The sequence below is a fragment of the Rhizobium sp. BK650 genome, assembly GCF_014195325.1.
Classification (GTDB): Bacteria; Pseudomonadota; Alphaproteobacteria; order Rhizobiales; family Rhizobiaceae; genus Rhizobium.
Genome location: NZ_JACIBK010000002.1, coordinates 1 through 24,143 on the forward strand (window position 1 = coordinate 1; position 24,143 = coordinate 24,143).

20 protein-coding genes and 1 pseudogene are annotated in these 24,143 nt (G+C 58.6%); 14 read left to right on the forward strand and 7 right to left on the reverse strand.

The window, feature by feature from the left end; translation table 11 throughout:
• Window positions 1-974 precede the first annotated feature (974 nt).
• A complete protein-coding gene (locus tag FHX15_RS04300) occupies window positions 975-1,757 on the forward strand; it encodes a helix-turn-helix transcriptional regulator (RefSeq protein WP_184394044.1) in 783 nt (260 codons plus the stop codon).
• A 4-nt stretch (window positions 1,758-1,761) separates the two neighbouring features.
• Here FHX15_RS04300 and FHX15_RS30885 read toward each other — a convergent pair whose 3' ends face one another.
• Entirely contained in the window at window positions 1,762-2,085 is a 324-nt protein-coding gene (locus tag FHX15_RS30885) for a hypothetical protein (RefSeq protein WP_246778882.1), read from the reverse strand.
• A gap of 368 nt (window positions 2,086-2,453) precedes the next feature.
• On the opposite strand from FHX15_RS30885, the gene FHX15_RS04305 reads away from it, so the two are divergent.
• The 5 genes and pseudogenes from FHX15_RS04305 to FHX15_RS04325 all read left to right on the forward strand — a co-directional run bounded on the left by FHX15_RS04305 (window position 2,454) and on the right by FHX15_RS04325 (window position 7,855).
• Window positions 2,454-3,476 (forward strand): UDP-glucuronic acid decarboxylase family protein, encoded by a 1,023-nt coding sequence (locus tag FHX15_RS04305; protein WP_409526997.1) that lies wholly within the window; start codon window positions 2,454-2,456, stop codon window positions 3,474-3,476.
• A gap of 1 nt (window position 3,477) precedes the next feature.
• Entirely contained in the window at window positions 3,478-4,461 is a 984-nt protein-coding gene (gene galE / locus FHX15_RS04310) for a UDP-glucose 4-epimerase GalE (protein ID WP_184394046.1), read from the forward strand.
• The gene (locus FHX15_RS04315) at window positions 4,458-6,335 is read left to right on the forward strand and encodes a glycosyltransferase family 2 protein (protein ID WP_184394048.1); all 1,878 of its coding nucleotides are present in this window, start codon (window positions 4,458-4,460) and stop codon (window positions 6,333-6,335) included. Before galE ends, FHX15_RS04315 begins: the two co-directional genes overlap by 4 nt.
• Before the next feature lie 10 nt (window positions 6,336-6,345).
• A pseudogene (locus tag FHX15_RS04320) lies at window positions 6,346-6,873 on the forward strand (DUF995 domain-containing protein); the annotation flags it as partial.
• Between the two features lie 7 nt (window positions 6,874-6,880).
• Complete coding sequence (locus tag FHX15_RS04325) at window positions 6,881-7,855, forward strand: glycoside hydrolase family 26 protein (RefSeq protein WP_184394050.1); 975 nt, start codon at window positions 6,881-6,883, stop codon at window positions 7,853-7,855.
• A gap of 54 nt (window positions 7,856-7,909) precedes the next feature.
• On the opposite strand, the gene FHX15_RS04330 is transcribed toward FHX15_RS04325, so the two are convergent.
• A complete protein-coding gene (locus tag FHX15_RS04330; protein WP_184394052.1) occupies window positions 7,910-9,196 on the reverse strand; it encodes an ABC transporter substrate-binding protein in 1,287 nt (428 codons plus the stop codon).
• A gap of 158 nt (window positions 9,197-9,354) precedes the next feature.
• On the opposite strand from FHX15_RS04330, the gene FHX15_RS04335 reads away from it, so the two are divergent.
• The 3 genes from FHX15_RS04335 to FHX15_RS04345 are packed head-to-tail and all read left to right on the forward strand — an operon-like array spanning window position 9,355 to window position 13,256.
• Entirely contained in the window at window positions 9,355-10,383 is a 1,029-nt protein-coding gene (locus FHX15_RS04335) for a LacI family DNA-binding transcriptional regulator (protein ID WP_184394054.1), read from the forward strand.
• A 9-nt stretch (window positions 10,384-10,392) separates the two neighbouring features.
• Window positions 10,393-12,249: a DUF2264 domain-containing protein gene (locus FHX15_RS04340; RefSeq protein ID WP_184394056.1), complete on the forward strand. Its 1,857-nt coding sequence runs from the start codon at window positions 10,393-10,395 to the stop codon at window positions 12,247-12,249.
• A complete protein-coding gene (locus FHX15_RS04345; protein WP_184394058.1) occupies window positions 12,246-13,256 on the forward strand; it encodes a hydroxyacid dehydrogenase in 1,011 nt (336 codons plus the stop codon). The genes FHX15_RS04340 and FHX15_RS04345 overlap by 4 nt, the downstream gene beginning before the upstream one ends.
• A gap of 6 nt (window positions 13,257-13,262) precedes the next feature.
• On the opposite strand, the gene FHX15_RS04350 is transcribed toward FHX15_RS04345, so the two are convergent.
• From FHX15_RS04350 to FHX15_RS04370, 5 genes are all read right to left on the reverse strand, one after another.
• The gene (locus tag FHX15_RS04350; RefSeq protein ID WP_184394060.1) at window positions 13,263-14,537 is read right to left on the reverse strand and encodes a Gfo/Idh/MocA family protein; all 1,275 of its coding nucleotides are present in this window, start codon (window positions 14,535-14,537) and stop codon (window positions 13,263-13,265) included.
• Window positions 14,538-14,583: 46 nt separating this feature from the next.
• A complete protein-coding gene (locus tag FHX15_RS04355) occupies window positions 14,584-15,414 on the reverse strand; it encodes a sugar phosphate isomerase/epimerase (protein ID WP_184394061.1) in 831 nt (276 codons plus the stop codon).
• A gap of 30 nt (window positions 15,415-15,444) precedes the next feature.
• Window positions 15,445-16,608: a dihydrodipicolinate synthase family protein gene (locus FHX15_RS04360; RefSeq protein WP_184394063.1), complete on the reverse strand. Its 1,164-nt coding sequence runs from the start codon at window positions 16,606-16,608 to the stop codon at window positions 15,445-15,447.
• A gap of 3 nt (window positions 16,609-16,611) precedes the next feature.
• Window positions 16,612-17,760: a Gfo/Idh/MocA family protein gene (locus FHX15_RS04365; RefSeq protein ID WP_184394065.1), complete on the reverse strand. Its 1,149-nt coding sequence runs from the start codon at window positions 17,758-17,760 to the stop codon at window positions 16,612-16,614.
• Between the two features lie 133 nt (window positions 17,761-17,893).
• The gene (locus FHX15_RS04370) at window positions 17,894-18,568 is read right to left on the reverse strand and encodes a TetR/AcrR family transcriptional regulator (protein ID WP_184394067.1); all 675 of its coding nucleotides are present in this window, start codon (window positions 18,566-18,568) and stop codon (window positions 17,894-17,896) included.
• A 206-nt stretch (window positions 18,569-18,774) separates the two neighbouring features.
• Between FHX15_RS04370 and FHX15_RS04375 the strand changes: the two genes are divergently transcribed.
• Genes FHX15_RS04375 through FHX15_RS04395 form a run of 5 tightly spaced genes read left to right on the forward strand, consistent with a single transcriptional unit; the run spans window position 18,775 to window position 24,111 of the window.
• Entirely contained in the window at window positions 18,775-20,061 is a 1,287-nt protein-coding gene (locus FHX15_RS04375; RefSeq protein WP_184394069.1) for an ABC transporter substrate-binding protein, read from the forward strand.
• 6 nt (window positions 20,062-20,067) lie between these two features.
• A complete protein-coding gene (locus FHX15_RS04380) occupies window positions 20,068-21,027 on the forward strand; it encodes a carbohydrate ABC transporter permease (protein ID WP_183727402.1) in 960 nt (319 codons plus the stop codon).
• A gap of 1 nt (window position 21,028) precedes the next feature.
• A complete protein-coding gene (locus tag FHX15_RS04385; RefSeq protein WP_184395313.1) occupies window positions 21,029-21,907 on the forward strand; it encodes a carbohydrate ABC transporter permease in 879 nt (292 codons plus the stop codon).
• A gap of 37 nt (window positions 21,908-21,944) precedes the next feature.
• Window positions 21,945-23,018 carry a Gfo/Idh/MocA family protein gene (locus FHX15_RS04390; RefSeq protein ID WP_184394071.1) on the forward strand — a complete coding sequence of 358 codons (1,074 nt, stop codon included), beginning with the start codon at window positions 21,945-21,947 and terminating at the stop codon, window positions 23,016-23,018.
• A gap of 16 nt (window positions 23,019-23,034) precedes the next feature.
• Entirely contained in the window at window positions 23,035-24,111 is a 1,077-nt protein-coding gene (locus tag FHX15_RS04395) for an ABC transporter ATP-binding protein (RefSeq protein WP_184394073.1), read from the forward strand.
• Window positions 24,112-24,143 lie beyond the last annotated feature (32 nt).

Genomic DNA, 24,143 nt, shown 5'->3' on the forward strand with positions numbered 1-24,143 from the left:
AGCCCGGTAGCTCGTCAGGCTCATAACCTGAAGGCCGCAGGTTCAAATCCTGCCCCCGCAACCAATCCCCTTCATACCGAAATCCATTAGCCCCGCACCGAAAACCACTTTCGCTGCAGCGAAAACTGCGCTTGCCTCGCGAGCGGTAGCTCATGTGGCTTTCGAAGTTTCTTATCTCAAATGGGAATCTTTGCTCGCGCTTGCTCCGATGCGTTAACATCGGCAGACGTCTTCAATACCCTCCACCGCAGCTCCATCGCGATTTGTTGGCCAAATTCTGAATTGGGATTGTGCCTACTTAGAACGAAGACGCACAAACCCGCCCCCGGATTTGATATGAGCGTGAGCAATGTGGTCGAACTTCTTTTGAGGTTCCTCGACTGAAGACCAAGTATCAAACACATACCGATACTTGATTTTCGCATCGCCGCTTTAGAGATCATTATAGAAAAGTAGTACCCGGTAGATATCAATTCGGGTTAAGACACCGCTCAATACTTGAGATAAGCCGAGGCAGATAGCAGGCCAAGGGAGAGCTGTGTGCTAATCCCGGACGATGTCCCGTATTTTGGAAATCAATGGGCTCGACTGATTACGACGCGCCGAAGTTAAGTCCAAAAAGTTTTCCGTCTTATTTTTGAAATATCATCTGTCCATTACCACTGTGCTTTTGCACGTCTTGAAATAATACGTAGTGCTTTATACCGCGATTTAGTTCAAATACCGCCCTCTAGTATGTTTCTTGCTTGAAATACAACCATAAAGTAGTAAAAATAAATATATCTTGGTGCCAACTAACCCATTTGGGCCATTTCTTTCCTTTGAAATCCATATTAACATAATTAAGAAATGCCTAAAAGATAAGGCGGTCACATGCCGAGGGGCAATGTTCGTCGGCATGTAATACCCGCCATCGCGCCAACGGGAGTAGATACTCCGAGTTTTAGTATAGTGTAGCGCTAGGGGAGGCGTATATGTTCATGGTTGGGTCGGAAGTAGGAGATTCGGATCAGGCAAGGAGATTGGGTCCGAATGGAGAAACAATTCTGGTAATCGCTAAGGCGGACTTGTTCTCCGAATGCATGGTTGAAGCACTGGCGAAGAAATTTCCGAATTTCGAAGTTCTAAGCGTCCCGAGCGCGCAGTCCATATCCGAGAAGGATATCCACGACATGCGGCTTGTACTGTTCTATCATATCGCCGGCATCGAGTTGCACGAGGCGATGCAGACCGTTCGAGAAAATCGCCCGGACACGTCGATCGGCCTCGTCGTTGAAGCCATCGACATGATGGAGCCTTACGTCAGCCGCCTTGTCGAAGCGCGCGTCATCGATGGCGTACTGCCGCTCAATCTGCGCCTTGACGTGTTCATGGCGGCAGTCGACTTGCTGATGAAGGGTGGCGAGCATTTCCCGTCCGCGCTTCTTGGCCGTCTGTCCAATCGAGCGGCAGCACAGCTTGAGCCTTCACTGTACCAGACAAAGTCTGTCGACGCAGCGCGCACCAATGCGCTGAAGCTTCGCCGCAACAGCATGGCGGCGCTGACGACGCGCGAGGTGCAGATTCTCGATCTTATCTGCAAGGGCACGCAGAACAAAATCATCGCCGATAAGCTTCACCTGTCCGAAAACACGGTGAAGGTCCACGTCCGCAATATCTATAAGAAGATGAACGTGAGAAATCGCACGGAAGCGGCCTCACGTTTCTTCAACGACACCTCGGACAGTGGCGATCTTTCCGGCAGATGGCCGCACTAGGCCATCATTCCATCAGGGATGAGCGGGCGAAGCAACGCGACTTCTGACCGAAGCCGCTTGGCGAGCAGATGTACGGTGCAGAGCCGGGGTATCTGGCTGCGTCGATCCGTGCAGGAGCGGCAATCTTTATTTCGGCAGCGTAGGCGAAGTCCTTAGTGGCGTGCGGAACGCGCGCCACCATGACGCTCTTCTTCGTGCTTCCTACAGTGTTCACGTCGATGATCGCACAGGACATCGGTCCGATGGCCGAAAGAACTGTGATTGCTGCCAAAGCCAAAGAATTAAGTCTGCATGGCCATGTGCCACGCACTTGGTGATGAGCTGTCATTCGGCCCCCGTTATTTGGGCAATAGCGACGCGCCCTTACAAGCCAGTAGTTGACGGCTCCTTTATATCAACCCCTTGGCCGAGGCTAGAGCAGCCGGATGAAAAGCTTTGCAGAATAACCCTGTAAAAAGGATTAATTAAAGGAACGCCGAGTTTTCCGCATAGCTATTTGGAATTGTACTCCTGTTTTTAAATTGACCTCGGTTGATATTTTTCTATCATTTTGAGTATGGCTACAATCATCTGATGAATAGATGATGTATTTAACATGAGATTCTACTTGATGTTGAATGTATCGATGCGGATGAGAGAGGCGCCTAAAATATAGAAGGGTCCAGAAAGACCCCGTTGCATGGGAAGGAGTTTGTAGTGCGTAGTTTCATTCCCATCGGAACTTGTCGGGAACCTGCGTCCGCATCGACGACATCATGGCCAAAGGTGGTACTGGTCAACGGCGGCGCTGGTTTCCTGGGTTCCCATCTTTGTGAGGGGCTTCTCGATCGCGGCCATCAGGTCATCTGTCTCGATAATTTCTATACCGGCCGCCGCATCAATATCGAGCATCTGCTGCAGAATACTCGTTTCCGGCTTCTCGAACATGATGTGCGGCAGCCCTACGACATCGAAGCGTCCCTCATCTTCAATTTCGCTTCGCCGGCCTCGCCGCCGGATTATCAGCGCGATCCTGTCGGTACCTTGCTGACCAATGTGCTTGGAGCCGTCAATACGCTGGATGCAGCCCGCCGCATTGGTGCGACGGCCGTACAGTCCTCGACTTCGGAGGTCTATGGCGATCCGCATGAGAACCCGCAGCGTGAAACCTATTTCGGCAATGTCAACCCGATCGGTCCCCGCGGCTGTTACGACGAAGGCAAGCGGTCCGCGGAAACGCTCTTCTTCGATTATCACCGCAAATACGGCGTCGATATCAAGGTTGGCCGGATCTTCAATACTTACGGTCCACGCATGCGTCTCGATGACGGACGGGTCGTGTCAAACTTCATCGTCCAGGCGCTCTCGAACGCCGACATAACGATCTACGGCGATGGCCGGCAGACCCGTTCCTTCTGCTATGTCGATGATCTCGTCGACGGTTTCCTGCGTTTCGCAGATGCCGGCGAGAGCTGCATCGGTCCGATCAATCTCGGCAATCCGGCGGAGATCACGGTGGGGGATCTCGCGGAAATCGTGATCGATCTGACCAATTCGCGCTCGCGCATCATTTATCTTCCGGCCCTCACCGACGATCCACGGCAGCGCCGGCCGGATATAACCCGTGCCAGGGAAGAACTGAACTGGTGGCCAAGCACGGAGCTCAAGACCGGGCTGAAGCGCACGATAGCCTACTTCGATGCGTTGCTGGCCGAAAAGCAAGTGGCGGAGGCCGTATGAGATGCCTCGCTACATCCTGGTTACGGGTGGCGCCGGCTTCATAGGCAGTCACATCTGCAAGGTACTTGCGCGCGCTGGCATGGTGCCAGTGACCTATGACAATCTTTCGACCGGACATATCGACAGCGTCCTATGGGGGCCGCTGATCCAGGCGGATATCGCCGATGGCGCAACGCTGCGGCAGGTCATGGCGGAGTACTCGCCGGATTGTGTCATCCATTGCGGCGCCAATGCCTATGTCGGCGAATCTGTCGAAAAACCGGGCATCTATTATCGCAACAATGTCATCGGCAGTTTGTCGCTGCTTGAAGCATGCCTCGATCGCAATATCGACCGGATCGTTTTTTCCAGCAGCTGCGCGACCTACGGCATCCCGGAGGTGCTGCCGATCAGCGAGAAAACGCCGCAACATCCGGTCAATCCCTATGGAAGGACCAAGCTGATCTTTGAAATGGCACTGGAGGATTATGCCGCAGCCTACGGCATCCGCTTTGCCGCCCTTCGCTACTTCAACGCCGCCGGTGCCGATCCCGAAGGCCAGCTTGCCGAGCGGCACTATCCCGAAACGCATCTGATCCCGCGCGCGCTTCTCGCGGCCAGCGGCCGGATCGACAGGCTCGATATTTTCGGCACGGATTATCTGACCGAAGACGGCACTTGCGTCAGGGACTATATTCACGTGAGCGATCTCGCGGAGGCACATCTTGCCGCCGTTCGTTATCTTCTGACCGGCGGTAACTCATTGAGCGTCAATCTGGGCTCTGGCCGCGGAACGTCGATCCTTGAGATTCTCCATGCGATCAAACGCAAGACCGGCCGCGACGTGCCGGTGCGCCATCAGCCGCGTCGCGCAGGCGATCCGCCAGTTCTTTTTGCCGATACGAGAAAGGCCCGCTTGGAGCTCGGTTTCACGCCGGCGCTTTCGGATATCGATACGATTATTCGCACGGCCAGCCCGACTTTCGGACTGGAGGTGATTGCATGAGCGCTCGAGCCGAAGACCGCGAGTATCAATCTTCTGTCGTAAAGCCCGAGATGTTCGAGCCCATCTTTACCAGCTGGAACCGGGCCGCTTATGGATTTGGCGTCCTCTGCTGGCTGGCTGCGCTTGGTTATTTCTGGCTATGGTGGGCTCAGCCCATCCACATCGTACTGTGGCCCACATTCCTGCTCGTCACAGTCGTCCTTACATGGGTCACGCTATTGCCGGCTTATTTCATCCTGATTTTCCTGGATGCCAGGCAGATCGGACCATCTGCACGCCCGCCGAAGGGCCGCGTCGCCATGGTGGTCACGAAAGCATCGGCGGAACCTTTCGCCGTCGTGCGCAAGACGCTCCTTGCGATGCTTGATCAAAGGGGCGTCGAGTTCGATGTCTGGCTCGCCGATGAAGATCCGTCCGAGGAGACGAAGAGATGGTGCGGGCAGCATGGCGTCATGATCTCCACGCGCAAGGGCGTGAGCGAGTATCACCGTCCGGTCTGGCCGCGCCGCACCCGCTGCAAGGAAGGCAATCTTGCCTATTTCTATGATCACTTCGGCTATGAGCGCTATGATTTCGTCGCTCAGTTCGATGCCGATCATGTGCCGACGCCGACCTATCTTCGTGAAATCCTACGACCCTTCTCCGATCTCGAAGTCGGATACGTCTCGGCCCCCAGTATCTGCGATGCCAACGCGTCGGGAAGCTGGGCTGCCCGCGGCAGGCTATATGCGGATGCGAGCCTGCACGGCTCGTTGCAGACAGGATATAACAATGGCTGGGCGCCGCTTTGCATTGGCTCTCATTATGCCGTTCGCACAGCTGCGTTGCGGGAAATCGGTGGGATCGGCCCCGAACTCGCCGAAGATCATTCGACCACTCTGATGATGAATGCCGGCGGTTGGCGCGGGGTTCATGCGGTCAATGCGATAGCCCATGGGGATGGGCCGGCGACCTTTGCCGATTTGGTGGTTCAGGAGTTTCAGTGGTCGCGCAGTCTGGTCACCATTCTCCTGCAATATTCCGGCAGGCATGTTTCCAGGCTGCCGCTGAAGCTGAAGTTCCAGTTCCTGTTTTCGCAGCTCTGGTATCCGCTGTTTTCGGCCTTCATGGCAGTGATGTTCCTGCTGCCTGTGGCAGCTCTGCTCACGGGTCATGTCTTCGTCAATGTCACCTATCCGGCATTCCTGCTGCATTCCCTGCCGCTTTCGATCGTGCTGATGGCATTTGCCATCTTCTGGCGCGCGTCAGGGACTTTTCGGCCCTACGATGCGAAGCTCTTCGGCTGGGAAGGAGTGGCGTTTATCCTGCTTCGCTGGCCCTGGTCGCTTGCCGGTAGTCTCGCAGCCCTACGCGATCATGTAACCGGCTCTTTCGTGGATTTTCGCATCACCCCGAAGGGCGATCAGGTACAGCGCAAATTGCCGGCGCGGATAGTCGCACCTTATATCGCCCTGGCCGGCACCTGCGCCGCAGCTATGGTCTTTCCTGCCGATGGCGACGGCGCACGCGGTTTCCAGATCTTCGCGATGATCAACCTGCTGATCTACGCGTCGCTCGCAGTCTTGGTCTTTATCCGGCATGCCATCGAAAATGACCAGCCGCTTGTGCCTCGGTCGCAGGGCCTCAGGCTTGCCGCCGCAGGCGGCCTAGTCGCCTGCCTCATTGGCGGCGCGCAGCTTGGTAACCACGGGCTGACCGCTTTAGAAGCGATTTCACACGGTCAGCCATTTGTCACCTTCACCCGATCGCAATTCGCTGTGGCCGGTGCAGGGCTCGGCGGTGGCAATATCAGGATCGTGGAATTCCATCTCAAATGGCGCGGCTTTGCCGCTGGCCATATGGGAAGGGGTATTTGGGAGAGTAGAAATGCGTGAGGAGGATAAAATGAGCATGGCAGCACAATTGACGGGAGGAGCGCTGGCTCTGTGCCTTAGCCTTATCCCTCCGATGAGCGCACTCGCGACGGAAAAGAACAGTGTTCCGACACCGACACTGACGCCGCTGAGTGCCTGCGAGCTCTACGCAATCTACGCCGACAAAACCTGGACCTGGGACACCGGCGGCGGTCGTTTCATGGCGAGGGCAGGCATTTCGTCGCCTGGGTCAATAATGGCGGTAAGCAGTCTTTCGCCGAGGGTCGCTGGGTCGTCGACGATTTCGGCCAGATGTGCATGCGTGCGACCTGGACCAATAATGAGGGGGCGGCACGTGCCAGTACCTGCTTCGGCCACCGCAAGATCGGTGACACGATCTATCAGCGGCGTCAGCCGGACGGGAACTGGTACGTGTTCCGGCACGCCTCGATAAAAACCGACGACGAGTTCCGGAAACTGGTTCCGGCCGACACGGTGAGCCTGAAAGCCAAGGAGCTGAAACAGGTTCTCGCGACCGGCAAATAGCCGGAGGGGAGGAAAAGACCATGAAAACCTTGGCGAAGAAAATTTCGACGGCAACAATCGCGATGCTTCTGCTCGGCGTTGCCGACCTTTCGCACCGAAGCGAGGCGCAGAACACAAGCGCCGTCATGAATGCGGGTGCCCAGACAGTCACCGGCAAGACGATCACCGACAAGAGGCCCGCCATTCATGCCGATGGCATCAAGTTTGGTGCCTACGATCCGCATGGCGATTTCGGCGCGCAACAGAGCGTGACGACGGAGCACCTCTTCCTTCCATGGGAGGACGTCGATCTCGAAACGCTGCGTGTGGCGGATGCCTATGCGCTGGCAAGAGGCCGCAATCTGCTGATCACGGTGGAACCCTGGTCATGGGATGTGGACTGGCGGCTGTCCTCGGATGAGCTTCGCTGGAAGCTGTTTCGCGGCGATTATGATGTAAACATGCGGGCGATTGCCAGTATGATTGCTCAGTTGAAAAGCCCGGTCATCGTCCGCTGGGGACAGGAAATGGAAGACGACTCCGGCCGTTTTTCGTGGTCCGGCTGGAATCCTCCTGAATATATAGCCGCCTACAGGCGCATGATGGATATCGTGCGGGAGGAGGCGCCCGGCACACAACTCATGTGGTCGCCGAAAGGAAAGCCCGGCCTTAATGCCTATTACCCCGGCGACACCTATGTCGACTTCGTAGGCCTGTCCGTTTTCGGTTTGGAGCCCTACGACAAAATCGCTCATAACGGCCCGCGAACCTTCACCGAGGCATTGAAGCCAGGCTACGACCTTGTCGCTCAATACGGCAAACCCATCTGGGTTGCGGAGCTCGGCTATGAGGGCAGCGACGCCTACATCAAGCCGTGGATGGAAACAGCGACGTTGAAGCAGAGTGATTTTCCGGAGCTGCAGGAAGTCGTCTACTTCAATGACCGCGACGTACACGCCTGGCCGTTCAATCTCGGTCGGCCCGATTGGCGGGTTGTAGAAGACGCAAGCAACTAGGCTGGAGAGAAGGCTCGCCGACGGCGGGCCTTTGTCTCTGTATGCGGGATATAATTAACCCTTGAGGGTGGCCTTGCCGGTTTCGACGAGCTTGGCTGCGGCATCGGCTACCGAGATGCGCTCGAAGGCGAGCTCGTCGCAGGTGGGACGAAGAATACGCTGGTCGAATTCGGTCGCGCCCATTGGTACCGGCCGCGGATATTCGCCGACCTGGTCCTTGAGCAGGTTGATGTACTTGACCGTTTCCTGCTCCGTCGGGTTGAGCTGCGGCAGGATAGCTTCACGAACTGCCGTCGACATCGGCACGCCACGTTCAACACCCAGAATCTTGCCCGCTTCCGGATCGTTGACAAAGAAACTGATGAACTTTGCGGCGGCTTCACCGTGCTTGGTCGTGGCCCCTACGCTCCAGATCAGCGCCGGGCGGTAATAATGGCCTGACGGACCGCCCTTCTTCTCGCGCGGCAGCATGGTGATGCCGAGCTTATTCTTGATGATGAGCTGATAGCCGATCATCTGGTTGGAATAGGCCATGCCGATGACCGATTTGCCGAGGCCGAGGCAGTTGGTGTCGATGGTGTTCTGGTCGAGTGTCTGAACGTCGGCGGCAACGGTGCCGCCCGCCTTGCGTAGCTTTTCCCAGTAGTCGAACCACTCCTTGGCATCGTCGACCGCAAAGCCGAGGCCGACACCTTCCTTGGCGAAAACGCTCTTGCCGCGCTGGCGTAGCCAGGCGTCGAAGACGTAATTATAACGCGCCGCATAGGGGCCGCCGCCCTTGCCGGAGGCTTTGGCGAGTTCCACGGCGAGCTTGGCATACTCATCCCAGGTGAGATCGGGCGTCGGCAGCGGAATACCCGCCTTTTCGAATTCGGCGGTGTCGAAGAACATCGCGAAGGAGTTGAGCCCGAGGCCGACGCCATAGAGCTTACCGTCGACGGTGGTGAGCTTCAGCATGTCGGCGCCGAAACTGTCGACCTTCAGCGTCGAGGGAACGAATTCATCGAGCGGCAGGCAGGCGCCGCGCTTGGAATAGTCGGAAATCGTGCTCGGCTCGAGCTGGAAGACATCGGCAATCGAGCGGCCGGCCATCTGCGTTGCAAGCTTGGTCCAGTAGCCGTCGCCCGAAAGCGATTCACCGACGATGGTCACCCCTGGTGTCTTCGACTGGTAGAGCTTGGCGACATCGAGTGTGCGCTTGGCGCGGTCGTTGGAGCCCCACCACATGGCACGAAGCGAAGCGTCCTCGGCAAATGCGGGAATCGAACTGCCGGCGCCGAAGGCAAGGCCGGCCGCTGCACCTGCGGTTCCCATCAAGAATGAACGGCGATTGACCTGCATGATTTCCTCCTTTGTCTGATGCCCGATGCCATCCTCCAATGGTCTTTTCGAGCGCTCGGCAGCTAGACTACGCAAAAAATTTCTGTTTGCAAGAACTTATATCATACTTGCAAATTTGCATTATTTGCATAAACATTGCCGCAATGAGTGAGGTCAAGATGAACGAGACAAGGATCAGAAAGCCGCGCCAGGCTGATATTGCCAGATTGGCCGGCGTTTCCGTTTCCACGGTCTCACGCGTGCTCGCCAACGAGCCTGGTATCAGCGAAAACGTGCGGCGGCACATTTTGAAGGTCGCCGCCGAACATGGCTATCCGGTGAAGACTGTATCGGAAAGCGTTCCGGGCGGGCTTGCCCTGATTGCCAGCGACGGGGCGACCGGCGGCCTCAGTGTCTTCTACGAATCGATCGTCGAGGGCCTTCGTGCCGGCGCCGCCGATGCCGGCATGCCTTTCGAAGTCCGGCTGGTGCGCGAAGACCGTACGACGCCTGATGTTGTGGGCGAATATCTGCAGACGGCGGAAGCAGAAGGGCTCTTCCTCGTCGGCATCGATCCCGGCGATACGCTGCGGGCCTGGCTGGAAGAGACGGGAACGCCGACCGTTCTCGTCAACGGTACCGATCCGCGCCTGCGCCTCGATGGCGTCTCACCCTCCAATTTCTTCGGCGCCTACGAGGCGACGAGCCGGCTCACGAAAGCCGGTCATCGCCGTATCCTGCATCTCACCGGCTCGCATCGCCACACGATCCGCGAACGCGTGCGCGGCTTCGAGGCGGCGATTGCCGCGGTTCCCGGTGCTGAAGGCCGGCTCGTCCCGCTCACCTTCCAAGGCAGCGCCAGCCGCGAGGCACATGAGCGTACGGTCGCGATGCTCGCGGAAGATTCCGGATATACAGCGGCCTTCTGCATGAATGACTTCATTGCCGTCGGCGTGCTCGAAGCCGTCATCGAAGCAGGCCTTCGCGTTCCCGAGGATTTCGCTATCGTCGGCTTCGATGACTTGCCCTGTGCCGTCATGACCAATCCCAGGCTTTCCACCATGCGCGTCGACCGCGCGGCGCTTGGCCGTGAGGCTGTTTCCTTGATGATCTCCCGCTACCGCGACAGAACCGCTCCCGCCCGCCATATCTGCCAGGCGGTCGTTCCCGTTGCCGGAGGCACCGTTATTGATACCGACAAGCTGTGAGTGATGCCGATGACCTATGATCCCGCCAGCGCCAATCCGCTTGCAGGCAATCCGTTGAAAACCCGCGCCGATATGATCCGCGCCGTCAACGCTCTCTTCAATCCGCTGCTGCCTTTCTTCTCCGATGGGAATGCCCGCGTTCGCCTCGATGGTGCCGGCGCTCATTTCGACCGGGCCGCTGCCGATCTTGAAGGCTTCGCTCGTCCGCTCTGGGGGCTTGCACCGCTCGGCGCCGGCAAGAACGCTTTCAATCACTGGCACCGCTTTGCCGATGGTCTTGCGAATGGCTGCGATCCGGCCCATCCCGAATATTGGGGCACCGTCAATGCCCGCGATCAGCGCATGGTGGAGCTCGCCGCCCTCGGTTTTGCCCTGGCGCTGGTGCCGGAGAAGATCTGGGAGCCGCTCGACAAGCGCTCTCGCGACAATATCATCGCCTATTTCAAGCATGTCCGGCAGTTCGACTATGCCGACAATAACTGGAAGTTCTTTCGTATCTTCGTCGATATCGCCCTCGACCGCCTCGGCGCTGATTTCGACCGCAGCCTGACCAAGCAATATCTTGAGGAGCTCGAAGGCTTCTACATTGGTGATGGCTGGTACCGTGACGGCAATATCCGCCGCATCGATCATTACATTCCCTTCGCCATGCATTTCTACGGCTTGATCTATTCCAAGCTGGTCGATGACGAATATGCCAAGCGTTATCGCGAACGTGCGGTGCTTTTCGCCAAAGATTTCCGCCACTGGTTTGCGCCCGATGGCGCGACGATTCCCTTCGGCCGCAGCCTCACCTATCGTTTCGCCTGCGCCGGCTTCTGGTCGGCGCTCGCCTTCGCCGATCTGGAGGCATTGCCTTGGGGTGAAATCAAGCATCTCTGCCTGGAGCATCTGCGCTGGTGGCGGGACAAGCCGATCACTAGTCACGACGGCGTTCTCTCCATTGGCTTCGGCTATCCGAACCTCTTGATGTCGGAGAGCTATAATTCCGCCGGCTCGCCCTATTGGGCGTTCAAGGCTTTCCTGCCGCTCGCCATTGCCGAGGATCATCCCTTCTGGACCGCGGAGGAAAGGGCGCCCGAACAGACGCCGGAAGTCGTTCCGCAACGTCATCCTGGCATGGTGGTCATGCGTGCCGGCAATGATGTCGTGGCGCTCTCGTCCGGTCAGGAAAACCTGCAGATGCGCTTCGGCACGGAGAAGTATGCAAAATTCGCCTATTCTGCCCGCTACGGCTTCAGCGTCGAAGCTGACGAGCGGGCCTTCGCACTTGGCGTCTTCGATTCCGCGCTCGCCTTCAGCGATGACGGCCTCCATTACCGGGTCCGCGAAACCAACGAAGAAGCGAAGATCGCCGGCAACGTCCTTTACTCCAGATGGTTGGCCTTCAAGGACGTGAAGGTAGAAACCTGGCTCGTACCATCGGCACCCTGGCATATCCGCGTCCACCGGATCACGACACCACGCCCGCTGCAGACTGCGGAAGGCGGCTTCGCGATTGCCAAACGCGATCTCGACGCGGAAACGCTTTTAGCGGTTGAGGGCTCGGCTTATGCGATCGGCGAATTGGATTTCACCGGCATCGTCGACTTGGGCTCGTCGATCAAGCGATACGGCCTTACCCAGAAGGCGCTGCCGAATACCAACTTGATCGTTTCCAAGACGCTCGTGCCCCAGCTTCGTGGTGACATTCCGGCTGGCGAAACAGTTCTGGTCACGGCTGTACTCGCGTTGAACGATCCGGCTGCCGTATCGAGGGCGTGGACCACGCCGCCGAAAGCGCCTGATATCGCCACCCTTCAGAAGCTGCTCAGCGAAACGGGCATGACTGTCAGCGCCATCGAAGCGCCAGGACATATGCCATGAGCCATGCTGCCATCGTTCTCGCCATGCAGCCTTCCCGCACGGAGCATGTGCTGCCTGAGGCGCTCCTTCGCCGGCTGGATGGCATCGGGCGCCTGCTCGATGCCGAACCACTTCAGCACTTCGATGACGAGCGTGCGAAGCGACTGCTCTCCGAGGCGGAAATCCTGATCACCGGCTGGGGGGCGCCTTATGTCGGTCGCGAGGTGCTGGCGCTTGCGCCGAACCTGAAGCTCATCGTTCATGCGGCAGGAACAGTGAAAGGCATCATCGATCCCGGCATTTTTGAAGCCGGTATCGCCGTCAGCCATGCAGCCGAAGCCAATGCCGTACCGGTCGCCGAATTCACGCTTGCCGCGATCATCTTCGCCGGCAAACATGTCTTCCGGTTCCGCGACTTCTATGTTGCGGATCGTCATCGCGACCGCACCTACCCGATGCAGCGCGAGGCCATTGGCAATTATCACCGTACGGTTGGCATCATTGGCGCTTCACGGATCGGCCGCCGGGTCATCGACTTGCTGCGGCCCTTCGCTTATCAGGTGCTGTTGTCGGATCCGACTATCGATGCGGATCAGGCGCGCAGTATGGGCGTGCAGAAAGTTGAACTCGACGACCTGATGCGCGGCTCGGATATCGTCTCCGTCCATGCACCGTCGCTGCCTTCCACACGGCATATGATCGATGCGGCAAAGCTGGCATTGATGAAGGACGGCGCGACGCTGATCAACACGGCGCGTGGCGCACTGATTGATGAGGATGCTTTGCTGGCTACGCTGAAAACCGGCCGCATCGACGCCGTCATCGATGTGACCGATCCCGAAATTCCGGGACCGGAATCCGCTTTCTACCATCTTCCCAACGTTTTCCTGACACCGCATATCGCCGGCGCAGTCGGCCTCGAGCGCACCCGCCTAGGCGAAATGGCAGCAGATGAAGCTGAACGCTTCATCAAGGGTGAGCCTCTGCTTTACCGGCTCACTCTCGAAAACCTTGAAAACACCGCCTGAAGCCTCTTACGGCGCCTTCAGCGAGTTTGGCGAACCATCATTGGCAAGCTCCGGCATAAGATCCGAGATGTTGACAACTTTGCCGGTGCGCGAACTCGTCAGCGCCGCGATGCCGCAAAGCACGGACATGGCGCCGGCGCGCGTACCGGCCCGCTGCGCGAGCTTGTCCTGCATGTCGGGCTTGAAGATCATGTTGCGCATCCGGTCGTCGCCGCCATAGTGGCCGCCCGAGGAATGCGGCACCTTGATGCGTTCGACCGCTTCCTTGCCATGCGGGAAGTTGCGGATCAGCAGGATCGTGTCTTCTCTCGGCTCCTCCCAGGGCTGTGCCTCATACTGGCGGATCTCGATGCGGCCCTTGGTGCCGTTGAACGCGAGGTGATGACCCTCGATCGGCTGGAACGTGTTCAGCGAATAGGAAACATGGACATTGTTGCGATAGCGGATGGAAACGACCATCGTGTCGGGAATGTCGATATCCTCGCGAAAAACGCAGCCGTCGCGGAAATAGCCATCGATCTTCGAGGGATCTTCATAGAGCGAATCGAGGAAGGGATCCTTTTCGAGATCAAGATAGTAGTCGCAGTCCTGCGCGTGCGGACAGAGCTTGCAGCGCGGCCCGCGGAAGGGTCCCTTGCGGCCGTAATTCTGCAAGTCGGCGAAAGAGGTAACGGCGTCGGGATCGCCGTCCAGGTACCAGTTCAAAAGGTCGAAATGGTGGGTCGCCTTGTGAACGAACAGACTGCCGGAATTTTCCGTATAGGCATGCCAGCGACGGAAATAGTCGGCGCCATGCTTGGTGTTTAGGTACCAATGGAAATCGACCGAGGTGACACGGCCGATCTCGCCGGAATTCAAGAGCTCCTTGATCTTCGCTGCCGTCGGCGCATAGCGGTAGTTGAAGGAAACGTCGACCCGGCGGCCGGTGCGCTTTTCGGCATCCAGAATCCGGCGAATCTTCTCGACCGTAGTGGTCATCGGCTTCTCGGTGATGACGTCGATGCCGGATTCCAGCGCCCGCACGACGATATCGTCATGCGTATGGTCGGGCGTGCAGACGATCACCAGATCCGGCTTCTGCTCTGAAAGCATCGCATCGATGTTTTCGTAAAGCGGCGCGTTGCTGCCGATCATGGTGCGGGCACGTTCGCCACGCAACGAATTCTTCTCGACGATCGCAGTCAGGTCGACATGCTCACGCCAGCCGGCCAACAGATCCTTGCCCCACATTGTGGTACCGCGGTTACCGGTGCCGATCAGGGCAAAACGGCGCTTCTCCATCGAATGATTCCTCCTTCATACGTGATGAAACGATTGGATTTTAAAACTAGATCTGGCAGCAGCTCCTGAAGCGCTCGACGCAGGTGGCGATCACCTCGTCGGCAGGACGCTTCCACCAGTTGTCGGCAGAGAAGATTTCGACCTCCTGCGCGCCGAAGAAGCCGGCGGCCTCCACCATCCGTCTTATGCCCTTGAGATCGATGACGCCATCGCCCATCATGCCGCGGTCGAGCAGCATGTCCTTGGTCGGCACCAGCCAATCACAGATATGGTGCGCAAAGATGCGGTTCATGCGTCCGGCACGGGCAATCTGGTTGGCAAGATCGGGATCCCACCAGACGTGATAGACATCGACGGCGACGCCAACATCCTCCCCGAGCTGCTCGCACATGTCGAGCGCCTGGCTGAGCGTATTCACGCAGGCGCGGTCGGCGGCATACATCGGATGCAGCGGCTCGATTGCGAGTTTCACGCCCGCAGCCTGAGCATGCGGCAACACGGCGGCAATGCCGTCGAACACCATCTGCCGTGCGGCGACGATATCCTTCGAACTGCGCGGCAGGCCGCCGACGACGAGGACCAGGCAATCGGCGGAAAACGCTGCCGCTTCGTCGATGGCGCGCCTGTTGTCATCGAGGTTCTTCTGCCAATCGGCCTCGTTAGCGGCCGGAAAGAAGCCGCCGCGGCAGAGCCCCGTCAGCTTGATGCCGTTCGACTTGACGATCCTCACCGCCTCGTCGAGTCCGGCTTTGGCAACCTGATCGCGCCAGGGCGCGATCGAGGTGATGCCGTGTTTCAGGCAAATATCGACGGCTTCGGCGAAGCCGCATTGCTCGCGGATCGTCGCAAGGTTGATTGAAAGTCCTTCGACCTGCATGTCATTCCCCTCCCATTGCCATGCCGACGCTCAGAGAACGCCGTGGAGGGCAAGCACCTGTTTCATGCGATCAGTCGCGAGTTCCGGATCGGCGAGAACCCGGGCCTTGTCGGCAAGGCGGAAAAGCTCCGCCAGATGCGTCAGCGAGCGCGTGCTCTGCTGGCCGCCGATCATCGTGAAATGATCCTGCAGGCCGTTGAGGTAGGCGAGGAAGACGACGCCGGTCTTGTAGAAGCGGGTCGGTGCCTTGAAGATGTGGCGGGACAGCGGAACGGTCGGCTCGAGCAGGTCGAAGAATTCGTGGTTGCTCTTGCGGCCGAGTGCGTCGAGCGCAGCAGACGCCGCCGGCGCGATGGCGTCGAAAATGCCGAGCAGTGCATCCGAATGGCCATGCTCGTCGCCGGCGATCAGTTCGGCATAGTTGAAGTCGTCGCCGGTATACATGCGCACGCCCTTCGGCAGCTGCCGGCGCATCGCCACTTCCTTCTCCTTGGAAAGCAGCGAGATCTTGATGCCATCGACCTTTGCTGCATTGGCCTCAATCACCTGCAGGCAGGTTTCCATGGCCTTCAGGTGGTCGCCATTGCCCCAATAGCCGGCCAGCGCAGGGTCGAACATTTCGCCGAGCCAGTGGATGACCACGGGTTCCTTCACCTGGCGAAGAATGCGGTCATAGACCTTGATATAATCGTCCGGCCCCCTGGCTGCCGCAGCTAGCGCACGGCTTGCCATGAGGATGATGCGACCACCGGCGGCTTCCACCGTCTCGATCTGTTCCTCGTAAGCCCGGATGATCGTGTCGATCGTCACGTCAGGGCCGGGCGTCAGATGGTCGGTACCGGCGCCGCAGGCAATCAGCGCGTCCTTGCGCCCGGCTGCTTCGCCAAGTGCGCGGCGGATAAGCTCGCGCGCCTCCGGCCAGTCAAGCCCCATGCCGCGCTGCGCCGTATCCATCGCTTCGGCAACGCCAAGACCGAGATCCCAGAGGCGATGGCGGAAAGCGAGCGTACGCTCCCAGTCGATCGCCGGCGTCAACCAGGGATCATTGTCGGCCAGCGGATCGGCGACGACATGGGCGGCGGCAAAGGCGATGCGCGGGAAGCTCTTGGCGTCCCGCTTCTTGAGTTCGATCGGCGTGCCGGTCAGCGTATAAGCGACGCTCTTGCCGTCGAGAGGAAGATTGATCGTCATCACGGCTCAAAACTCCAGGGCAGGGACATCGAGCCAGCGGCGCTCGGTCCAGGATTTCAGGCCGAGTTCTGCAAGCTGCACGCCCTTGGCGCCGGCTTCCAAGCCATAAGGCCAGGGAGCGTCTTCGACCACGTGACGGATGAACATTTCCCACTGCGCCTTGAAGCCGTTGTCGAAGACCTGCGTATCCGGCACTTCGTCCCATGTCTTGTAGAAATCGATCGTCTGTGGCTGGTCGGGGTTCCAGACCGGCTTTGGCGTATTGACCCGATGCTGGCTCCAGCATTTGGTGAGGCCGGCAACGGCTGAGCCATGCGTGCCGTCCACCTGGAAGGTGACAAGATCGTCGCGGCGCACGCGCACCGCCCAGGAGGAATTGATCTGCGCGATCGCGCCGCCTTCGAGCTCGAAGGTCGCATAGGCAGCATCGTCAGTGTCGCAATTATATGGCTTGCCCTGCTCGTCGATGCGCGATGGAATATGCGTGGCGCCCAGGCAGGAAACGGCTTTCACCTCACCGAAGAGATTGTCGAGCACATAGCGCCAGTGGCACAGCATATCGAGAATGATGCCGCCGCCATCGGCCTTGCGGTAGTTCCAGGACGGGCGCTGGGCCGGAACGCCCCAGTCGCCTTCGAAGACCCAGTAGCCGAACTCGCCGCGCACAGAGAGGATCTTGCCGAAGAAGCCGGAATCACGAAGCAGCGCCAGCTTGCGCAGGCCGGGCAGGAAAAGCTTGTCCTGCACCACACCGTGCTTAAGGCCGGAGGCACGGGCCTTGCGTGCGAGGTCGATCGCCACCTGCAAGTCGTCGGAAATGGGTTTTTCGCAATAGACATGCTTGCCGGCATCGAGCGCCTTGGAAAGTAACTCGGCGCGCATCAGCGTCGTGCCGGCATCAAAGAAGATCGTGTCGTCGGGATTGGCGAGCGCGGCATGGAGATCGCTCGACCAGCGCTTGATGTTATGCTTGCGGGCAAGCTCCTCCATCTTCGCGCCGTTGCGGCCGACGATGATCGGATCGATTTCCAGTTTCTCGCCTGATTTCAGCGTGATGCCGCCCTGATCGCGAAAGGCGAGGATCGAGCGAACGAGGTGCTGGTTGTAACCCATACGGCCGGTAACGCCGTGCAAAATGATCCCCAAACGTGCCACTTTTTCCTCCCTGGAAGCTCTTATGCGTCGGGAGCGGGCAGTCAGGCCCGGCCCTCCCAAGCCGGTAACTAAACAGTTACTTGATGGCAGAAGAGGAATATTGCTGTCAATAGCCAATTCGTTCTTTTGAAAATCAGCGCTTTATCGAAGCGAGCGTGACGTGAACGATGTGCCGTTCCCAGGCCTCGAGATTGGCAGGCGTGATGAGATCGCGGCCGAAGATCGTCGAAAGCGTGTACTGGTTGGACAGGTAGAAATAGCCAAGCGAGGCGATCGTCAGATAGACATGAAGCGGATCGGCGGTCTCGATGAAGACGCCAGACTTTTTGCCTTCTTCCAAAACCTGAGAAAGCTCGCCAATCAGATGTGAATGCAGCTCCTTGAGCCGTACCGACTGTCGTAGCCAGCGGGCACGATGCAGGTTCTCCGTACCGAGCAGGCTCAAGAATTCCGGATGCTGCAGGAAATAGCGCCAGGTAAAGAGGGCTAGCTCTCCAATGCCCTCCTCAGGGTCGCGAGTACCGATGTTCAGCGCGCGCTCTGCGGTGCGAATGCGGACATAGGCCTCCTCCAGCACGCGCAGATAAAGCTGCTCCTTGTCGCCGAAATAGTGGTAGAGCATGCGCTTGTTGGTGCCGGCGCGCTCGGCGATGGAATCGACGCGCGCCCCGCCCATACCGTTCTCGGCGAACTCCTTCGTCGCGGCTTCAAGAATGGCAGCGCGGGTGCGCTCCGGATCGCGCTGGGTTGTGCGCTCGGCGGACGGACGTTTGGTCTTCCTTTTTACGCTCTCCCCAGAGTCGCTCATGCGATTTCCCCTATTTTCTCATGTTGCGCTCATAAGGCTTAAGCGGAAGAATGTAAAAACCCGATTTGGTCAGAGCAACCGGGCCAGCAACACCGCTTGACAGCTCGGAGGCTTTGAACGTAGCTTGTAACCAATTAGTTATTTGTTGCAAGATGGCTAATTCGGAAGCGTGTGGAGGCGCTTCCTATTGGGAGGAGGAAACCAATATGACTTTTCGTGTGAGCAGACGTAATTTCATGGCGGGCGGGGCAACGCTCCTTTCGCTTTCAGCGCTTGGAAACAGCGCTTTCGCACAGGAAACCCGCCTGCGCCTTATCTGGTGGGGCTCACAGCCGCGCGCCGACCGCACTAACAAGGTCTCCGACCTTTTCAAAACGAAAAACAGCGGTGTTTCGATCACTGGCGAGTTTCTTGGATGGGCCGATTACTGGCCGCGCCTTGCCACGCAGGTGGCCGGCCGCAACGCCCCCGACGTCATCCAGATGGATTATCGCTATATCGTCGAATATGCCCGGCGCGGTGCTCTTGCCCCGCTGGAGTCCTATTTGCCCTCGAAGCTGCAGCTCGATGATTTCGACCCGGCACAGATCGAAGGCGGCAAAGTCGACGGCCATCTCTACGGCGTCAGCCTCGGCGCAAACTCGGCAGCGACTGTCATCAACACTGTCGCATTCAAGGAAGCCGGCATAGACGTGCCGACCAGCAAGACGACCTGGGAGGAATTCGGCAAGATCGGCGCGGAAATCACCAAAGCCGGCAAGCGCAAGGGCTATTTCGGCTTTGCCGATGGCAGTGGCGGCGAGCCGCTTTTCGAAAACTATGTGCGCCAGCGCGGCAAGGCACTGTACACGTCGGATTCGAAGATCGCCTTCGGTGCAGATGACGCTGCGGAATGGTTCGATATGTGGGCGAAGTTCCGCGACGCAGGCGCCTGCGTGACGCCCGACATTCAGGCACTCTACAAGGATACGATCGACACCAGCCCGCTGACCCTCGGCAAGGCTGCGTGTGATTACGCTCACTCCAACCAGTTCGTTGGCTATCAGGCGATGGTCAAGGACAAGCTGATGCTCAGCAACTATCTGAGGATCAAGCCGGACTCGAAGGGTGGCCACTACCGCAAGCCTTCGATGTTCTTCTCCGTTTCCGCCCAGTCGAAGGTGATCGACCAGGCCGTCGATTACGTCAACTTCTTCGTCAAGAATCCCGATGCCGCCAAAATCCTCGACGTCGAGCGCGGCATTCCGGAATCGAAGGCGATGCGTGAGGTCGTTGCCGGTTTGCTCGATGAAACCGGCAAGGTCCCGCTCGAATATGTCAGCGGTCTCGGCGATCTTGCAGGCCCGCTTCCGCCGCCACCGCCGACCGGCGCCGGCGAAGGCCAGGTCGTTCTGCGCACCATCTCTGAACAGGTCGCTTTCGGCCAGATTAAGCCGGCCGATGCCGGGAAGCAGCTCGTGGATGAAATCACCCGAATTCTCGCGCGGGGTTGATCTTTAATGACAAATGCGATGCGCACGTCCGCAGGGACGGTAACCGTGGAAAGATATCAGGGAGTGCGAGCTGACGGACGCTTCCGGCGCCTGTGGAACGCCAATGCTCCCGGCTATCTGTTTCTGCTTCCGTGGCTGGTAGGCTTCTTTGGCCTGACGCTCGGCCCGGCCCTGATTTCGCTCTACCTCTCCTTCACCGACTTCGACATGCTGCGGGCGCCGGGTTGGGTAGGGGCGGCAAATTACGTGCGCATCGCCACAGCCGATCCGAAATTTGCATCGGCCATGTCTGTCACGCTGACCTACGTGGTGCTGTCGGTTCCCTTCAAGCTGACCTTTGCGCTGCTTGTCGCACTTGCTCTGAACCGCGGCTTGCGCGGCCTGCCGATCTACCGCGCGATCTTTTACCTTCCGTCGCTTCTTGGCGGCAGTGTGGCGATCGCCGTGCTGTGGCGCCAACTCTTTGCAAGCGATGGCCTCGTCAACGCTGCACTGTCGCATTTTGGCATTGTCGGCCCGAGTTGGATCTCGCATCCGAGCTATTCGATCTACACCCTGGTCGCGCTGTCCGTGTGGCAGTTCGGCTCACCGATGATCATCTTCCTCGCTGGCCTGCGCCAGATTCCGCAGGACATGTATGAGGCCGCAAGCCTCGACGGCGCCTCCAAGTTCCGCCAGTTCTACAAGATCACGCTCCCGCTGCTCACGCCTGTGATCTTCTTCAATGCCGTCGTCCAGACCATCGATGCCTTCAAGGCCTTCACGCCGGCTTTCATCATCTCCGGCGGCACGGGTGGCCCGATCAATTCGACGCTGTTTTATACGCTCTATCTCTATCAGGAGGCTTTCGGCAATTTCCGCATGGGCTATGCCTCGGCGCTCGCCTGGATCCTCGTGGTGATCATCGCGATCTTTACGGCTTTCTCCTTCCTGACCTCGCGCTATTGGGTACACTACGATGACTGAGATGCCCGCTTCCGTCACCGCGGCCAGGCCGCCATCGGACATTACCAAACGCAGCCTGCCGGCAACGCTCGTCATCCACGCGCTGCTGATCGCCGCCTCGCTTTTGATGCTCTATCCGCTCTTGTGGATGGTGTCCGCGTCGGTCAGGCCGGAAAACGAGATCTTCTCGTCAACCTCGCTCATCCCGTCGGCTGTCGATTTCTCCTCCTATATGCGAGGCTGGACCGGTCTCGACATCAGCTTCGGCCGCTTCTTCTGGAATTCGCTCGTCATCTCGTTGCTGGTCGTTACAGGCAATGTCATCGCCTGTTCGCTGACGGCATTCGCCTTCGCGCGGCTGCGTTTTGCCGGCCGGAATTTCTGGTTTGCGATCATGCTCGGCACGCTGATGATCCCCTATCACGTGACGCTGATCCCGCAATATGTGCTCTTCCTCGATCTCGGCTGGGTAAACACCATCCTGCCGTTGGTCGTGCCGAAGTTCCTCGCAAGCGACGCCTTCTTCATCTTTCTGATGGTTCAGTTCTTCCGCGGCATTCCGCGCGAACTCGACGAAGCCGCAATGATGGACGGTTGCAGCGCCTGGCGCATCTATTGGAAGATCATGCTGCCGCTGTCGCTGCCGGTTCTGGCCACCGCCGCCATCTTCTCCTTCATCTGGACCTGGGACGATTTCTTCGGCCCGCTGATCTACCTCAACGACATGAACACCTATACGATCCAGCTCGGCCTGCGCACCTTCGTGGATTCTACCAGCGCATCGGACTGGGGCGGATTGTTTGCCATGTCGACGCTCACGCTCGTGCCCGTGTTCTTCTTCTTCCTGTTCTTCCAGCGGCTGCTGATCGAAGGCATCGCCACGACCGGCATGAAGCGCTGATGGATCGGACAGGAAAGCCAGACAGGATAAAAGTGACATGAGCATCAAGACAGTCGCGATCATCGGCTGCGGTATCGGCCGCTCCCATATCGTTGAAGGTTACCTGCCGCATCCGGACAAGTTCAAGGTCGCAGCAATCTGCGACCTGAACGAGGAACGCCTGAAGACGGTCGGTGACGAATTCGGCATTGAACGACGGACGACCTCCTTCGAGGAATTGCTTGCTGACGACAGGATCGACATCATCGATATCTGCACACCGCCTGGCATCCACAAGGAGCAGGTCATCGCAGCACTAACCGCGGGCAAACATGTAGTCTGCGAGAAGCCGCTCACCGGTTCGCTCGCCGGTGCCGACGAAATCATCACAGCTGAAAAATCCGCCAAGGGCACGCTGATGCCGATCTTCCAGTATCGGTATGGCGACGGCGTCGAAAAGGCCAAGCGCATCATCGATTCCGGTCTTGCCGGCAAGTTCTACATGGGTTCGGTCGAAACCTTCTGGCGCCGCAAACCGGAATATTACGCCGTTCCCTGGCGCGGCAAATGGGCAACCGAGCTTGGCGGCGTACTCGTCACCCATGCACTCCATCTTCACGACATGCTCTTCTATCTCGCTGGTCCCGCTGTCCGCGTCTTCGGCCGCGTGGCGACCCGCGTCAACGAGATCGAGGTCGAAGATTGCGCCTCCGTCAGCCTGCAGATGCAGAACGGTGCTTTCGTCTCGCTCTCCTGCACGCTCGGTTCGCAGAACGAAATCAGCCGGCTGAGGCTTCATTTCGAAAACATCACCTTCGAAAGCAATCATGAGGCCTATGCGCCCGGCCAGGACCCCTGGCAGATCATTGCTGCCGATGATGACGTCCAGGCAAAGATCGATACCCTCATCGCCGATTGGCAGCCGGTGCCGCTGCGTTTCAACACGCAGATGCTGCGCTTCCACGATTATCTGATGGGCAAGGGACCGCTTCCGGTGACCAGCGCGGATGCCAGACGCGCGCTGGAACTGGTGACGGCCATCTACCAATCTTCCGATAGCGGCGCTGATGTCGCTTTGCCGGTCGGTCCTGACAGCCCGAAATACGCCGACTGGCGTGCAAGAACGAAATAAGAGGGGATTTCGGAACATGGCAACGAGTGTCGTTCTTCAGAAGGTCGAGAAGCGTTATGGCCAGCTCGACGTCATCCACGGCATCGACCTGACGATCGATCCCGGTGAATTCGCCGTCTTCGTCGGTCCCTCGGGCTGCGGCAAGTCCACGCTGCTGCGCATGATCGCCGGCCTTGAGGAAATCTCGGGTGGCGCGCTGCTGCTCGATAATGAGCGGATGAACGAGGTGACGCCCGCCAAGCGAGGCATCGCCATGGTCTTCCAGTCCTACGCGCTCTATCCGCATATGTCGGTATACAAGAATCTCGCCTTCGGTCTGGAGACCGCAGGTTACAAGAGGGCTGAGATCGAGCCGAAAGTGCGTCGCGCCGCGCAGATCCTGCAGATCGAGAAGCTGCTCGAGCGTAAGCCGAAGGCACTATCGGGTGGTCAGCGCCAGCGCGTCGCGATCGGCCGCGCAATCGTGCGCGAACCGCGCATCTTCCTCTTCGATGAGCCGCTGTCCAACCTCGATGCCGAACTGCGTGTGCAGATGCGTGTCGAGATTTCCCGGCTGCACCGCAGCCTTGGCAACACGATGATCTACGTGACTCACGACCAAGTCGAAGCCATGACCATGGCCGACAAGATCGTCGTGCTGAACTCCGGTCGTATCGAGCAGGTGGGCGCACCACTCGATCTCTACAACAATCCCGCCAATCGCTTTGTCGCCGGCTTCATCGGTAGTCCTAAGATGAATTTCCTCAATGCCAGGATCGAAAGCGTCACCGACACAGGCTCGATGCTCAATGTCTGCGGCAATTCCCTTCAGCTCGGCCGTCGGCTTGCCGGTCAAGCGGGGCAGGACGTCACCTTTGGCATCCGCCCCGAACATCTCGCCTTAACGGAAGGCGGCACTATTCTCTCGACCGTCAACGTCGATCTTGTCGAAAATCTCGGCGGCGCCACGATGCTTTACTCCACGACGCCGGACAATCAGGCACTGACCATCGCGCTCGACGGTCAGCAGAAGGTCGAGCGCGGCACCAATGTGAAGGCCTCCTTCGATCCCGCCCGCTGTCACGTGTTCGACGCGAGCGGCAAGACAATCTGAAAAGGCCGCCGCTTGACAGTCGATCCCCCTCA

Coding starts and splice junctions, on each gene's coding strand:
- FHX15_RS04300 (WP_184394044.1), top strand. CDS start 975: ATGTTCATGGTTGGGTCGGAAGTAGGAGATTCGGATCAGGCAAGGAGA.
- FHX15_RS30885 (WP_246778882.1), bottom strand. CDS start 2,085: ATGACAGCTCATCACCAAGTGCGTGGCACATGGCCATGCAGACTTAAT.
- galE (WP_184394046.1), top strand. CDS start 3,478: ATGCCTCGCTACATCCTGGTTACGGGTGGCGCCGGCTTCATAGGCAGT.
- FHX15_RS04315 (WP_184394048.1), top strand. CDS start 4,458: ATGAGCGCTCGAGCCGAAGACCGCGAGTATCAATCTTCTGTCGTAAAG.
- FHX15_RS04325 (WP_184394050.1), top strand. CDS start 6,881: ATGAAAACCTTGGCGAAGAAAATTTCGACGGCAACAATCGCGATGCTT.
- FHX15_RS04330 (WP_184394052.1), bottom strand. CDS start 9,196: ATGCAGGTCAATCGCCGTTCATTCTTGATGGGAACCGCAGGTGCAGCG.
- FHX15_RS04335 (WP_184394054.1), top strand. CDS start 9,355: ATGAACGAGACAAGGATCAGAAAGCCGCGCCAGGCTGATATTGCCAGA.
- FHX15_RS04340 (WP_184394056.1), top strand. CDS start 10,393: ATGACCTATGATCCCGCCAGCGCCAATCCGCTTGCAGGCAATCCGTTG.
- FHX15_RS04345 (WP_184394058.1), top strand. CDS start 12,246: ATGAGCCATGCTGCCATCGTTCTCGCCATGCAGCCTTCCCGCACGGAG.
- FHX15_RS04350 (WP_184394060.1), bottom strand. CDS start 14,537: ATGGAGAAGCGCCGTTTTGCCCTGATCGGCACCGGTAACCGCGGTACC.
- FHX15_RS04355 (WP_184394061.1), bottom strand. CDS start 15,414: ATGCAGGTCGAAGGACTTTCAATCAACCTTGCGACGATCCGCGAGCAA.
- FHX15_RS04370 (WP_184394067.1), bottom strand. CDS start 18,568: ATGAGCGACTCTGGGGAGAGCGTAAAAAGGAAGACCAAACGTCCGTCC.
- FHX15_RS04375 (WP_184394069.1), top strand. CDS start 18,775: ATGACTTTTCGTGTGAGCAGACGTAATTTCATGGCGGGCGGGGCAACG.
- FHX15_RS04380 (WP_183727402.1), top strand. CDS start 20,068: ATGACAAATGCGATGCGCACGTCCGCAGGGACGGTAACCGTGGAAAGA.
- FHX15_RS04385 (WP_184395313.1), top strand. CDS start 21,029: ATGCCCGCTTCCGTCACCGCGGCCAGGCCGCCATCGGACATTACCAAA.
- FHX15_RS04390 (WP_184394071.1), top strand. CDS start 21,945: ATGAGCATCAAGACAGTCGCGATCATCGGCTGCGGTATCGGCCGCTCC.
- FHX15_RS04395 (WP_184394073.1), top strand. CDS start 23,035: ATGGCAACGAGTGTCGTTCTTCAGAAGGTCGAGAAGCGTTATGGCCAG.